The sequence below is a fragment of the Pseudomonas hormoni genome, from assembly GCF_018502625.1.
Lineage (GTDB): Bacteria > Pseudomonadota > Gammaproteobacteria > Pseudomonadales > Pseudomonadaceae > Aquipseudomonas > Aquipseudomonas hormoni.
The window spans coordinates 1,738,356-1,752,759 of sequence record NZ_CP075566.1 but is presented as its reverse complement, the minus strand read 5'-3'; the positions used below and the strand labels follow the sequence as shown (position 1 = coordinate 1,752,759).

General features: G+C 58.4%; 10 protein-coding genes and 1 pseudogene. 6 read left to right on the top strand and 5 right to left on the bottom strand.

The features are described 5' to 3' along the window. Window positions 1-2 precede the first annotated feature (2 nt). The 6 genes and pseudogenes from KJF94_RS08250 to KJF94_RS08230 all read left to right on the top strand — a co-directional run bounded on the left by KJF94_RS08250 (window position 3) and on the right by KJF94_RS08230 (window position 8,516). The gene (locus KJF94_RS08250; RefSeq protein ID WP_084322151.1) at window positions 3-674 is read left to right on the top strand and encodes a heavy metal response regulator transcription factor; all 672 of its coding nucleotides are present in this window, start codon (window positions 3-5) and stop codon (window positions 672-674) included. After that, window positions 671-2,074 carry a heavy metal sensor histidine kinase gene (locus KJF94_RS08245; protein ID WP_214382516.1) on the top strand — a complete coding sequence of 468 codons (1,404 nt, stop codon included), beginning with the start codon at window positions 671-673 and terminating at the stop codon, window positions 2,072-2,074. The genes KJF94_RS08250 and KJF94_RS08245 overlap by 4 nt, the downstream gene beginning before the upstream one ends. Window positions 2,075-3,081: 1,007 nt before the next feature. Then, window positions 3,082-4,266, top strand: a complete 1,185-nt coding sequence (locus KJF94_RS08240) for an acetyl-CoA C-acyltransferase family protein (protein ID WP_214382514.1) — start codon at window positions 3,082-3,084, stop codon at window positions 4,264-4,266. Between the two features lie 116 nt (window positions 4,267-4,382). Then, on the top strand, window positions 4,383-6,770 hold the full coding sequence (locus KJF94_RS08235; RefSeq protein WP_214382512.1) for a DUF3772 domain-containing protein: 2,388 nt from the start codon (window positions 4,383-4,385) through the stop codon (window positions 6,768-6,770). 9 nt (window positions 6,771-6,779) lie between these two features. Next, window positions 6,780-6,878: pseudogene (locus KJF94_RS30065) on the top strand (cytochrome C); the annotation flags it as partial. Between the two features lie 213 nt (window positions 6,879-7,091). Further along, on the top strand, window positions 7,092-8,516 hold the full coding sequence (locus KJF94_RS08230) for an undecaprenyl-phosphate glucose phosphotransferase (RefSeq protein WP_214382510.1): 1,425 nt from the start codon (window positions 7,092-7,094) through the stop codon (window positions 8,514-8,516). Between the two features lie 23 nt (window positions 8,517-8,539). On the opposite strand, the gene KJF94_RS08225 is transcribed toward KJF94_RS08230, so the two are convergent. The 5 genes from KJF94_RS08225 to KJF94_RS08205 form a co-directional block, all read right to left on the bottom strand. Continuing rightward, complete coding sequence (locus KJF94_RS08225; protein WP_214384791.1) at window positions 8,540-9,676, bottom strand: glycosyltransferase 61 family protein; 1,137 nt, start codon at window positions 9,674-9,676, stop codon at window positions 8,540-8,542. Window positions 9,677-9,753: 77 nt separating this feature from the next. Next, on the bottom strand, window positions 9,754-10,899 hold the full coding sequence (locus tag KJF94_RS08220; RefSeq protein WP_214382508.1) for a hypothetical protein: 1,146 nt from the start codon (window positions 10,897-10,899) through the stop codon (window positions 9,754-9,756). 375 nt (window positions 10,900-11,274) lie between these two features. Further along, entirely contained in the window at window positions 11,275-12,009 is a 735-nt protein-coding gene (locus tag KJF94_RS08215; RefSeq protein WP_214382506.1) for a WecB/TagA/CpsF family glycosyltransferase, read from the bottom strand. Beyond that, window positions 12,009-13,196 (bottom strand): glycosyltransferase family 2 protein, encoded by a 1,188-nt coding sequence (locus KJF94_RS08210; RefSeq protein WP_214382504.1) that lies wholly within the window; start codon window positions 13,194-13,196, stop codon window positions 12,009-12,011. The genes KJF94_RS08215 and KJF94_RS08210 overlap by 1 nt, the downstream gene beginning before the upstream one ends. Continuing rightward, entirely contained in the window at window positions 13,193-14,395 is a 1,203-nt protein-coding gene (locus KJF94_RS08205) for a glycosyltransferase (protein WP_214382502.1), read from the bottom strand. The genes KJF94_RS08210 and KJF94_RS08205 overlap by 4 nt, the downstream gene beginning before the upstream one ends. Between the last annotated feature and the right edge of the window lie 9 nt (window positions 14,396-14,404).

Sequence of the window (14,404 nt, the reverse complement as noted above, 5' to 3'; positions counted from 1 at the left end):
CCATGAACATCCTCGTAGTCGAAGACGAACCCAAAGCGGGTAATTACCTGCTCAACGGCCTGCAGGAGCTCGGTTACTCCGTCAGTCTGGCGCGGGACGGTGCCGACGGTTTGCACCTGGCCCTGGAGCACGACTTCGACGTCATTGTGCTGGACGTGATGATGCCGAAAATGGATGGCTGGGAAGTCCTGCGACGCTTGCGCAAGGAAGCCGACACGCCGGTGCTGTTTCTCACCGCCCGGGATGACATCGCCGACCGCATCAAGGGCCTGGAACTGGGCGCCGACGATTACCTGATCAAGCCTTTTTCCTTCGCCGAACTGGTGGCGCGCCTGCGTACCCTGACCCGCCGTGGTCCCACCCGCGAAGAAGAACAGTTGCACGTGGACGACCTGCAAATCGACGTGCTCAAGCGCCGCATCACCCGCGCGGGCGTGAAGATCACCCTGACCAACAAGGAATTCGCCCTGCTGCACCTGTTCGCCACGCATCAGGGCCAGGTCCTGTCGCGCTCGATGATCGCTTCAAGGGTCTGGGACATGAATTTCGACAGTGACACCAACGTCGTCGATGTCGCCGTGCGCCGCTTGCGCCTGAAAATCGATGACCCGTTCCAGCTCAAGCTGATCCACAGCGTGCGCGGCATCGGCTACCGCTTCGATACCCAGCCATGAGCCGCCTTCGCCATTCCCTGACACTGCGCCTGGCGCTGGTGTTTGCCTTGCTGGCGTTTGTCTCACTGACGCTGTTGGGCGTGGCGTTATACCGCGACCTGGAGCGCGAGCTGATCCGTCGCGATGACGCCGCCCTGGTGAACCGCATCGATCAGTTGCGCACCTTCCTCAACGACAGCAATACGCTGGAGCTGATCCGAACCAAACCGGCGCTGTTCCAGAACATGCTGGGCAATCGCGAAGCCCTGTTGGCCATCGGCGCGCCGGGACAAAAACCCTTGTTAGTGGTCAACCCCGGCAACCTTGCCATGCCGTCGCTGGCGCCGGTGTCGATGGACCACCCGCTGAGTCTGGCCGATGTGCAACATTACCCCGGCGTGGATGGCGTGCCTTTCGCGGCGTTGGCGGCGACCATCGATTCCGGCGACATGGGCAGCCTGCAAGTGGTCACCGGGCGCCTGATGACCGAACGCACCGCCGTGCTCGCCCGCTACCGGCTCAATGTGTACCTGTTTGCCAGCGTGGCAGCGATTCTGCTGGCGCTGTCCGGTTATCTGCTGGTGCATCGCGGCCTGCTGCCCGTGCGACGCCTGGCCCTGCACGCCCACGGCATTGGCGTCGGCAACCTCACCGAGCGCCTCGATGGCCAGGGCGCGCCACGGGAGCTGCTGCCGATGATCGATGCACTCAATGCAATGCTTGACCGTTTGGGTAAGGGCTTCGTGCAACTGGGTCAGGTGTCGACCGACATGGCCCATGAACTGCGCACGCCGATCAACAACCTGCTAGGCGAAACCCAGGTCGCGCTGCAGCAGAACCGCAGCGTCGAAGCCTATCAGCAGTTGCTCGCCTCCAACGTCGAAGAGCTTGAGCGTCTGGCGCGGATGCTCGACAACATGCTGTTTCTGGCGCGCACCGATCCCGCCAGTGCCCTGAGCCAACGCCAGGAACTGGACGCCGCCGATGAAATGGAACGCATGGCCGACTATTTCGAAGGGCTGGCGGCGGATGTCGGGATCAGCATCGATGCCCAGGGCAGCGGTGTGATCTGGGCCGAACCGATGCTGCTGCGCCGTGCGTTGGCCAACCTGTGCGCCAATGCCATCAAGTACGGCGCGCCGGATTCCGAGCTGTTCATTCGCGCCACGCCTGCGGCTGACGGCATTCGATTGATCGTGCGCAACCAGGGGCCGACCATCCCTGCCGAACACTTGCCCCGGTTGTTTGAACGCTTTTACCGGGTCGACGAATCCCGCGAGCGCTCGGCTCAGTCCAATGGCTTGGGGTTGTCGATTGTGGCGACGATCATGCAGTTGCATCACGGGGGGTACAGCGTTAGTAGCAGTGAGGGGGTGACGTGTTTTGAGCTGTTTTTTCCGGGGCGGCGGGTGGGTGAGTGAGTGAGTGACGTTGGATGTTTTTTTGGTTGGGTGAATATCCGTTTTTTGGGTGATGGCTGATATTGGTTCCGCCCTTACGGCGGGTCACTTGGAGAAGCGCCAAGTAACCAAGCGCTTTTGCCCCTTTCGTTCGGTGGCTCGCCTAGGCTCGCCATGCCCTCCTTCCGGTCCTGCTCCGTGGGCCCGCCGCCATCGGCCATCCATGGCCGGGGGCGGCTAACCCGGCATCCCTGCCGGGTTGCCCACTGCGCAGAACCTCCACTCGGCCTCTCGATGGGCGACTACCGCCACAGCACCGCGAGGCGGCCTTCGGGCCGGCCTGTCGTTTGAAGCGTTTCGCATTCCCCTGTGGGAGCTGGCTTGCCAGCGATGGTCGTTAACGATGACGCGTGCTGCCTGAATGAACGCGGTGCCTGGATGTCCATCGCTGGCAAGCCAGCTCCCACAGGGGATTTTGGGGGGGCATTACATTGGTGTTTACCGCCGATGATCCTGACGAACTTCAGGCCGGCTATCAGGCCGCCTCGCTTTGTTTTTGATCTTGATCTGCCCCGTCGGAAGGCCGAGCGCAGGTTCTGCGTATTGGGCACCGCGGCAAGGATGCCGCGGTAGCCGCCCCCGGCCATGGATGGCCGATGGCGGCGGGCCCACGGAGCAGGACCGGAGCGAGGGAATGGCGAGCCTTAGCGAGCCACCGTACGTCAGGGGCGCTTGGCGCTTGGTTACTTGGCGCTCTTCCAAGTGACCCGCTGTAAGAGCGGAACCAATAGCCGCCGTTACCGCAGCAACGGATATGTCCCCAGTCAAAAACCATAAACTCGTCCCACACTGGATTCAGAAACATCGCCCACCATCTATAAGCCGATCTAAAATACCCCCCTCTGAAATGGCAAAAAAAGCCACCCCCCTTGAGCACTTTCGACATAGGCCAACCACACCACCGCCCCTAGACTCTTTCCCCCAATAACAGCGCCAAACGCGCACCAGACTGAACCAGGGAAACCCTCATGAACCCATCCGACATTTTCGTTATCAGCGCTGTCCGTTCCGCCATCGGCAGCTTCGGCGGCTCGCTCAAGGATGTCCCGCCGATTCAACTGGCGACCGATGTGTGCCGCGCCGCCATCGAGCGCTCCGGCCTGGCGCCTGAGCACATTGGCCATGCGGTGATGGGTCATGTGATCCCGACCGAAGCACGCGACGCCTACATTTCCCGGGCGGTGGCGATGAATGCAGGCCTGCCGAAAGAGACACCAGCCTTCAACGTCAACCGCCTCTGCGGTTCCGGTTTGCAGGCGATTGTCAGTGCCGCCCAAAGCCTGATGCTGGGTGACGCAGGCGCGGCGCTGGCCGGTGGCGTCGAGTCCATGAGCCGTGGCGCTTATCTGTTGCCACAAGCGCGCTGGGGCGCACGCATGGGCGACATGCAGGCCATCGACTACATGCTGGGTGTGCTGCAAGACCCGTTTGCCGGTTTCCACATGGGCATCACCGCGGAAAACATCGCCGGGCGCTACGGCATCACGCGTCAGGCCCAGGATGAACTGGCCATGATCAGCCAGCAGCGCGCCGCGCGCGCAATCGCCGAAGGCCGGTTCGACAGTCAGATCGTGCCGATCGAAGTGACGTCGCGCAAAGGCACCGTGACCTTCGCGACCGACGAACACGTGCGCGCCGAGGTCAATGCCGAGCAATTGGCCAAGATGAAGCCCGCCTTCAAAAAAGACGGCAGCGTCACCGCCGGCAATGCCTCTGGCCTGAATGACGGTGCGGGTGCGTTGATCATGGCCACCGGTGAAATGGTGCGCGCCCAAGGCCTCAAGCCGATGGCCCGGCTGGTCGGTTACGCCCATGCCGGGGTCGAGCCGGAACTGATGGGACTGGGGCCGATTCCTGCCACCCGGCTGGTGCTCAAAAAGGCCGGCCTGACCGTGGCCGACCTGGACGTCATCGAATCGAACGAAGCCTTCGCCGCGCAAGCCTGTGCCGTGGCGCAGGAACTGGGCTTCGACCCGGAGAAGGTCAACCCCAACGGTTCGGGCATCTCGCTGGGCCACCCGGTGGGCGCCACCGGCGCGATTATTGCCACCAAGGCCATTCACGAACTGCACCGGGTCCAGGGCCGTTATGCCCTGGCGACCATGTGTATCGGCGGCGGCCAGGGCATCGCCGTGTTGTTCGAACGCGTCTGACACGTCCACCCTCCCCCTCGCCCAGCGGGGGGCAGGCGACCAAACTATTCTTCGAAGGTTTACCTGATGACCTAACCTCATAGGCTGAATGATTAACAACAGAGTCGGACACTCCTATGCGTCATGCACTGAAAGCCATGATTTTCGTCGCTTTCACGCTTTTCGGGGCGGGACCCGGAATGCTGTCGGCGGCCGACCAACCAGAGATTTCAACGCCCAGGGCGGTAGCTGCGCCCCTCACCGTTTCCCCAAGCGATCTTCAGACACTGCAGCTTCGGCTCGACAGCCTCAAACAGCAGATCTCGCTGGTCGATAACTTCAACCAGCTGGAGGGCCCGCAGGACCTGGTCCAGATGTTCTTGCTGGATGTCGATCGCCTCACCGCCTCACTGCTTCCGCTACAAACTCAACTCCGCGCACAACTGGGCGTGTTGGGGCCTGTCCCCCTCGATGACACCGCGGCCGAACAATCCGATATCGCCGCGCAGCGAAAAGCGCTCACCGAACAAAAAAACAAAGTCGACGCCACCCTGAAAACCCTGGCCGCTCTGAAAACGAGCGCCACCGACCTCATCACCCAGATCGCCGGTATCCGTCGCAACCTGCTGGAAAGCGAACTGTCCCTGAGCACCCGAAGCATCCTGAACCCAGACTTCTGGTCACCGGTCATGGCCCCTTCGATGGACGATCGGCTGCGCGTCAGAATGTTCTTCGATCAGGCGACACAGGTCGCCGGAGCCGCCTGGCAACCGGGCCAACGCCTCTACACCAGCGCACTGTTGCTGTTGGCCCTGGTCATCTGGACGCTCGGCCGCCGGCTCGCCGAACGAGGGCTGACCTGGCTGTGCATTCACCGGATGCCGGAAGGACGCCTGCGCCGAAGCTCCCTCGCGCTGGCCTCTGTGTTGGCCACCGTATTGACCGTCGGCGTCGCCCTGCAACTGCTGTTTTACACCTTCACACGGCAGACTCCGCTGACACCGATGCTGAACACCTTTTCCCAGGAATTCGAAAAAGTCGCCTACACCTGCGTCCTGATCACCTCGCTGAGTCGCGCCCTGTTATCCACGCAGCACCCGTCCTGGCGGCTGCCGGCGCTCGCCGACCCGGTGGCGCTGTCATTGAAACCTTATCCCCGGACTCTGGCGGCCGTGCTGTTGGTTGGGGTGACGATGAACCAGATCATCAACGCAGCCGGGATGAGTAGTGGCGTGGTGATCGCCGGTCGAGGCATCGTTGCAATGGTGGTTTCGTTTATTCTGCTGGACCTGTTGTTGCGCACCGGCAAGGTCCGAAGGGCCGTCGTGGTCGCTGGAGAAGCCCCTGAAGCAGGCAGGACTTTTGCTGGCCTGCTCTACACAATCGCCAGTCTCGCGATGGTGATTTCACTGTTAGCTCTTTTGACGGGGTACGTGTCCCTGGCCCGGTTCATCACCTATGAACTGGTCTGGGGATTCCTCGTGCTCTGCGGTTTCTACCTGCTGATGCAATGCTTCAAGGATGCCTGCGAATACCTGTTCTCGATCAAGAGTCCCAGCGGCAAGGCGCTAAAACAGTTGCTGGGCATTGAAGACCGGCGCCTGGAGCAGATCTCGACCATTCTGTCGGGGGTCGGCCGCGCAGGTCTGTTGCTGATGGCGATCATTACCCTGTTTGTCGGGGGTGTCGGAACAACCCTGGGGCAACTGCTCAGCAACGTGTTTTCCATTCTCGGTGGCGCCGGGCTGCGCAAACTGAACATCATCCCCGGTCACTTGCTCAATGCCACACTGGCTCTGTTGGTCGGCATTTACCTGATACGAACGCTGGGCCGATGGCTGGACAAGGAGCTCCTGCCAAAAACCGAGATGGACCCGGGCATGCGCGCTTCGCTGACCACGCTGTTTGCCAATATCGGCTATGCGTTGGTCATCCTGATGACGCTGTCATCATTGGGCGTGCAGTGGACCAACCTGGCCTGGATCGTCAGCGCGTTGTCGGTGGGGATCGGTTTCGGCTTGCAGGAGATCGTCAAGAATTTCGTGTCCGGCCTGATCCTGCTAACCGAGCGCCCGGTGAAAGTCGGCGACCTGATCAGCATCAGCGGGGTCGAAGGCGACATCCGCCGGATCAACGTGAGGGCCACCGAAATCCAGCTCAGTGACCGCTCGATCGTCATCGTTCCGAACTCGCAACTGATCTCGCAGAACCTGCGCAACGTGACCCTGGGCGGTAGTGCCCAAGGGGTGGCGACGCTCGAACTGACCTTCCCCCTGGACATCGACCCCGAACAGGTGAAAGACCTGCTCTACGACACCTACTGCGAACACGAAACCATTCTCGACAAACCGGCGCCAGTGGTGCGATTCAGCAAACTGACGCCCGAAGGCATCACGCTGACCATCACCGGTTATGTCGGCAGTCCGAGAATTGTCAGCATCACCAAAAGCGACCTGCTGTTTGAAATCCTCAAGCGCCTGGGTGCCGCGGGTATCGAACTGGCGAAGCCGGCACCCACGGCGTGAATCAATGGGCGGAAGCCGATTGCCCGGGCCCGCTACTGCGTTAGCGTGAACTACCCATTGCAATGCGCCGACTGCCACCTGGGCAATGGCACGGGCTCCCCCTTGAATGTTCGATGAATCCGCAGCGATTCAGTGAATGTTTGCACAGTGCTGCTAAAGTGATAGCACCCGTCTTCGTCTCACCAGATTTACACATTTGAGGGTGGAGACCTGTCACAAGTATGAGTAACTTGTGGGTGACGCTGAGGCTCTCAAGCGAGGGCTGTTTTGACCTGAATTCCGTCATTATCGAGCGCAAGGGAAAGCAAATGAGGTCTGAAAATGATTTTTGAGCCCAACAGTACCCGTTCCGTTCTCCAGCGAAGAAGCAGCACCAGTATTGTCATTCAGGCCGGTCTCGATTGCGTTGCGGTAACCGGTGTCGCGTGGTTTTTGATCAATTATCATATCGGCTTCATTTCGCAAGACTACGTCATCATGCTCCTGCTGCTGCTTGGGGCATTGGCCGTCGTTTACGACCACTACGCTATTTATCGCAGCAATGTCGGATTCACCGTCAAAGCCTTCAAGCTTCTAAAGGCGTGGACCGCGACCTTTGGTTTTCTCGTGGCCATGGCTTTTCTAACCAAAACAAGCGAACAGTATTCGCGGCTGTTGGTTGGGGAGTTGTTTGTTATTGGCTATTTTGCCCAGTTGTTTTTGCACCTTGCCACTCGGGAAATGCAGAAGAAGTTTCTGGCTCACCCGACGCAACTGGAAAATTCGCTGATCATTGGCTCGGGCGAACTGGCCAGCTACCTCCACAAGAAAATCAGCAATAACCCCTGGCTCGGTGAACGCATCGTCGGCTGTGTATTGATTGGCGCGGACGATGATCGGGGAAAGGAAGGCCTGGAAGGCGCACCACGCCTGGCGATATTGGGCAATATCTCTGATCTTGATGAGTTGGTTGTTAAACACGCCATTCGTACCGTCTATTTTGTGACCCCTGTCGGTGGCTCCGAAGTGATCCAGAAGGTCTATTTAAGTCTGTTCGATAAACACGTCAGGGTTAACTGGGTGCCGGACATTTTCGCCTTGAAGTTGATCAACCACAGTGTTCGCGAGATTGCCGGCATTCCCGTGCTGACCTTGTCCGAAACGCCGCTGATGGGGATGCGACTGTTCCTGAAGAATCTCGAAGACAAAGTCGGGGCTTTTCTCATCCTGCTTTTTGCGGCGCCAGTGCTGGCGCTTGTCGCCCTTGCGATCAAGATCGATAACCCCGGCCCCGTGTTCTTTCGTCAACAACGCATGGGCTGGAGTGGCGAAGTTTTCCGGATCTGGAAGTTCAGAAGCATGGTGGTCCATCAACCGTCAGACGGCACCGTCAAGCAGGCACAAAAGAATGATCCACGCGTGACCAGGGTGGGTGCCTTTATTCGGAAAACCAGCCTGGATGAGCTACCGCAGTTGTTCAACGTGTTGATGGGAGAAATGTCGCTGGTAGGCCCTCGTCCGCACGCGATTCAACACGATGTGCAGTACTCACCCGATGTCTCGGGCTACTTTGCGCGTCACAACATTAAACCGGGCATCACCGGCCTGGCTCAGGTACGTGGCCTTCGCGGTGAAACGAAAGATATAGAACAAATGATTCGGCGGGTTGACTCAGACATCGAGTACATCAACAACTGGTCGCTCTGGCTCGACTTCATCATTCTTTTACGAACGGTATCTGCCTTCTCCGGCAAACAAGCCTACTAGTCGGTCATGAGTGAAGGCGAGGCTTATGCCTCGCCGTACGATGACGGAAAGAGATCCAGCGTGCGCTCGACTTCATCGGGGTCGATGGTGAAACCACTTCCTGCTGGCGTACCGACCACAAAACCAAAGTTCTGCCGGTCACGATCGGTCAGGTACTTGAAGAAACAGACGAAACGATCAGGCGGCTGCAAAACGAGCAGCGAACCACCTGGGGGAAGTACATTAACCCCATGGATAAGATGACTCCCCTCGATCCCTATCACCGTTCTTGCCCCGGCACAGGCCTCGACGATGGTCGGAACATCGGATGTCGCCGGGTCGAGAATGCGAAAACCCCTACGGTCACGCAGACGTTCTGCAAGTTCCCTCTCGTTGCGCAGCAATCGCAGCTCACCCTTGCCACCTCGCAGGATGAACACGCCCGGATGAGCGCTGACGTTGACGTGTGACAGCAGTTTTTCACCCATCGCCCGGAAACGCAGGTGCTTGTGTCGATTTTGGCTTAGATCGTCAAAGATCACGAGCTCACGGAAAAATGCATTGCGTAAACGAACCGGCCTCATGTCCAGCCAGTTCTCGTAACCGGGGGCGTGAAGTATGCCGTTCCTGGCGATGGAAACATTATCGGCAAAGGGTGCCGTGGTCACCGGGACACCTTCGTCGCTGGCCAATCGATACGTTAAACAATCATCCATCAGCCAGGTGCCAAACCATTTGTTTCCCCCCGCCGTGCAATACAACGCGCCGCGATCGATTTCGTTTTCAACGCGAATCCCCGGTAACCGGCCAGAACCAGGGGTCAACCATGATTTGGCATCGCCCTTGTAGAGCGTGCCATCGATCAACCAGACATCCTTCAGCAAATAACCTCGGGTCGGACTGTGTTCAACACGACCGACACCTTCCATTGTGCGTCGAGGATGCTCGTGCGGATAAAAAAGCGCCTCTGCCCACCCCGTTACACGCTCGAGCTGGTTGGGCAGGTAAAAAGCGGGCGGAGCCATCGCGATTTCGCCCGGGGCAATTTCCCAGGTTTTCACGGCCTGGCTCTGCAGAGGCAACGAGGGCGTCCCTGTAAAGCGTGTGTAGAAAAGGTGCTTATACGCAACAAGGCTCCATTTCGATTGGCCGCCACTCGTCAACGCATTAAATTGAGACATAGCCACCCCATCCAGATAGGGATAAACAGCAACAAGCGTTATTGGTTGAAACTGATCTTTTAAACGCAACGACGTGTTCAGGTGGAAACGATACTTTCCAGGACTGGGGGCGACTTCAAATGAGCGTAACGGCTGCGCAAAGTATCGAGAAGTTCCTCTCCCGGCACCCTGGCGCAATGGATATATATTTTGAAAAGACCACCAAAACCCATTTCTCGATATCGGTGCGTAACTTCTTCATCACTCGGCCCGTCCGGCAACCCGAGATGAAGTGTCAGGTTCTTGCCCTCTACAGCAAATAGTGGCGCCTCCCAGAGAAACTGAGCTGCGCCTGTCCTGGGCAGTTGAACAAACAAATAGCCGTGATTACCCAGCGTATCAACATCACCGCCGCGCCTTCTTTTCCATTCGAGAAGTCCGTCGTCCGGGCGTGCCAGGCAAGTTCCGATATCGTAATAGTCAAAACCATTTTCAATCGCCCATTCAAGCGCCATGAACGTGGTAATGGAGTTAACTTCGCGTAACTTCTTTGTATCTGAAAACACAACATCAGGGTAACCGAAGCGCACGGTACTCCAATAACGCTTCCCTGCCCGGGTGACTACGCAGCCAAGATGGCATGCAACAATCTCGTCTTCCAGCAGCACCAGATCGAGTCGCCCGGCGACTTTTGCCACCCGGTGAACTTCCTGCGCTTCAATTTGCGAGGCGGCCGCACCATGCCGGGCTGCGGCATAGGGTTGAAGCATTTCCCGATCCGCAGTTTCAATCTCGTCATCGTTCAAGGCTTGTTTCATGCGGTAGCGCAGACGGTTCTTGCGTAGATTTCGGCGCAGCTCGGTGTTGTATCTCGCGGTGATCTCGTCAATTGACCTGCTCAACGGCACGACAGCACTCAGGTACTGAGGCACATACAATGCCCCCGGGGTCGGCATTTCACTGACCACCACTGTCCGGTCTGACTTGCCCAACTTCAACAACTGTTCATCAACTGTTTGAGATTGAACGCCCAGTAAAACCTTCACAAACTCCCGCTGTGTTTTCCTGCCCACGTAGAGAATGTCATAGGCGCTGTCTTCCCGCAGTTTGAACCTGACAATTTCCCAGCGCCAAAAACAGGCTCGCCCGAGAATATCCCGCAGCCAGGCGACAGCTTTCCTTAGCTCGAATCGCACCGAAGGAGTTAATAAGTGACGCACTGATTCCGCTATATATTCTTTCATTTGGTTACTAGCACAATTCAAGGAAAGGCCATTTGAGTTTCAAATCAATAAACCAAAGATTCGAAATGAAAGCGCGACAACTGAGCACACTGTTCAAACTGGGCGGATATTACAATCTCGATACAATCCGTCATCCACTTTGATCCTGTCACCTTCCTTCTTGCGAAAAATCCGCAACTCCCTCCCTGGAACTCAAGATTGCCCGACAACATTTTGTTGACGCCAATCTTAATGAAGCCAACAGCCCAAAGCACACCCGTCAAGTCGAAACTTCAACATGAGTAAAGGTGCAACGCCGAAGTTTTGCAAGATATTTCAGACGCTGTTTTTATGGCGCCGGAAAAGCTTGAGCGGGGTATCAAAAGAGCTGCTGCGTCAGGCTTGCCTGAAGATCAAAGTACGTAACAGAAACAGCGGATTACCCATCACATAACGACGAAAGAGTCGCTTTGGCTCAGTGATGAGTCTGAACACCCACTCGCAACCGATACGACGCACCCATTGCGGAGCGCGAGTCACCTTGCCGCCGAGAAAGTCCAGGATCGCCCCGCCACACACGACAAGACAGGGCACGCCGCTGTTGGCCAGCCTGGCAGCGACGGCTTCTTGCTTGGGCATGCCCATCCCCAGCACAACCAGTTCCGGCTGAAACTGCCGGGCAAGGTTGATGTAGGCATCCACTGGCGCGAAGCCATGGTGAGCAGAGACGACATTGACCGCAAACTGCGCTTCGCTGTGCCGCACCGCATGAGTGAGAAAAGGCTCTTCAGTGCCCCAGAAAGCCACGCGCCGGCCCTTGTACGCCGCCAGCAGTTTGGGGATGAAGTCGGTGCCATTCATATTCAGCCCCGGTTCCAGACCGAGGCGACGAAACAGGATGGCCAGGCCGGAGCCATCCCGCAGCAACACGTCCGCCGAGAGCAGCGCGCAATGGTAATCGGTGTTGGCTGCCACCAGGTTCATTGCATGGGCATTGGCGAATCCGAGCACGGTCGTCGCGTCAGGTCTGGACAACGCCTCAATCAATCGTTGCTCATCTTCAATGTCGCTGACCACCCGGAGTTTGCGGGTAATCGTTTGCCAGCGGTGTTGCCAGGACGAAGCGTGCATTAATTGTCATCTCTCTTCGAACGCACCCACTCGACCTGACGCTTGAGCACAAAGCCGATGTACAGGGGGATTTTTTTCAACGCGTAGAACGGCGCATACATCAAGGTCGAAAAAGCGATGATCTCGCGACCGAACCGGCTCCATGCCAGCAGCACAGTCCCTGCCAACAGGACCATCCCGATCGAAGCGATCAATGCGGGCGCCAATGCACCGCCCAGCAAAAATACCAGCCATGACAGGGCAAAGGTTGCGCCCAGAGCCAACGTCAGCAAGGCCAGCGGAGGCACCAACAAATCCAGCGTCATCGCCAGCAGACTCCCGTTACCCCGGGTGATCGCCTCTATCATCAACTTTGGCGCATCACCCAGGATGACCCCCAGATGACCGTGTTCCCAACGCTTGCGCTGAGTACTCAAGCCTTCGTCACTGCGCGGAAAATAACTGGTCACCAGCGCATCGCGGCAAAACAAGGGTGGCTTGCCGCTTCGGCAGAAATCCAGGCCCATCTTCAGATCTTCGACGATATGGCCGCTTGCGAGGTCAATCAAAGCCAGGTCCTTCCAGACGAAAGCCATCCCCGACCCCATTAATGAACAAGGCAAACCAAGCCTGGCCCAACCTTGCGGCCGCACCCGGTTTTTCACACACCAGGCAAACTCGGCAAGCTGCACTTTCAGCCCGGATCCTGCAGGAGCATGCATTAAATACAGGGCCTGAGTCGGCCGGCCGGAGTCGATGCAGCACAGTGCCAGGCGCAGGATCGAGCCTTCACTCAGCAGGGAATCGGCATCGACGATGATCATGACTTCCGGCGCATCGCTCGCCAGATGACGCACCCCGAAGTCCAGCGCATACCCCTTGCCACGCTGCTGCTCATTGCTGCGCTCCACCACCTCGGCACCCGCTGCGCGGGCCAGCGCCGCGGTGTCGTCAGAACAGTTGTCCGCCACCACCAACAGGCGATCGCCTTCTACCAACTGCGGCTGAATGCTATTGAGCGTCGCAACGATGAGCGAGGATTCATTGTGCGCCGGCACCAGCACCGCCACCCGCGGCCGCGGTCCTGGTGTCGACGAACGTGACCGCGCAGGCAGACAGGCCAGCAGCACCTGGGCAAACAACACCAACACCGGCGGTACGATGAGCACCAGCAGTGCGCTGAACAGCCAACCCAGTAATGTGATCATGCTTGCGCCTTGAATAAATCAGCCAACCTGGCTGCTTCGGTATCTATATCGTGGCGTTCCACCACCCGCTGCCAGGCCGCTTCGCCCATCCGCTGCAACACCTCGGCAGGTTGCGCGAGGCAGTCCACCATCGCCGCTGCCAGCTCCTCCACTTCGCCAGCGGGAAACAGCCAACCATTCTCGCCCTGGCGCACGAGCTCGGGAATGCCCGCCACATAGGTCGTCAACACCGGTCGGCGCAATGCCATGGCTTCCATGATGACCACCGGTAGACCCTCGGCAAAGCTGGGCAGTACCAGGGCGCGCGCGGCAAGAATTTCGGTGCGTACCTGGTCGCTGCTGATCCAGCCGGTAATTCGTACTTTCGACTGCAAGCCATGCTGTGCAATCAGGGCTTCGATTTGCCCACGCATTTCCCCATCGCCGGCCAGTACGATCTCGAACTCCACGGCTTGCGCGGCCAGGATGCGGGCGGCCTCCAGCAACAACAGCTGGCCCTTTTGCTCACACAAGCGACCGACGCAAACCAGACGTGGCACGGAAGGCACGGCAACGGGCGTGACATCGTGAAACGTCCGCTCCAGGCCGCAATGCACCACTTTTACCTTGGCCCAATGCGAATGATCCACCCAGCGAAACAACTGACTGCGGCCATAAGAACTGATGGCGGCAACAAACGCCGCGCGACGTACTTTCTCGCCCAGATGAATGAACTGCGGTTTATCGAACTCCTCCGGGCCGTGCACCGTAAAACTGTACGCTGGCCCGCCGAGTGCGTTGGCCAGCATCACCACCTCGGTGGAGTTAGTGCCGAAATGCGCATGCACATGCCTGGCGCCGAACGCCTGCAACCAGGTCAGCAGGCGACAGGCTTCGAGCAAATAAACCACGTGATACGGCCAGGCGCGATCAGCACGCAAACCCATGCGTAACGCCAGCCACAGTGCCGAAAAAAAGCGTCGTGGCTGGGCGCGCAATACCTGCAGCGCGGGGCCCAACAGCCCTTTTATTCCGTCCTGCAAGACATACCGGGTTTTATCGCGTTCGGACACGTCCTCGGCATCCACCAACTCGGCGTCCCAGCCACGCAGCGCGATACGTTGCACTTCAAAACCCTGACGTTCCACCGCCAAAATCTCGCGACGAATGAAGCTATGGCTGACCTTCGGGTACTGATTGATGAAATAAGCAATACGCATAGGAACCCA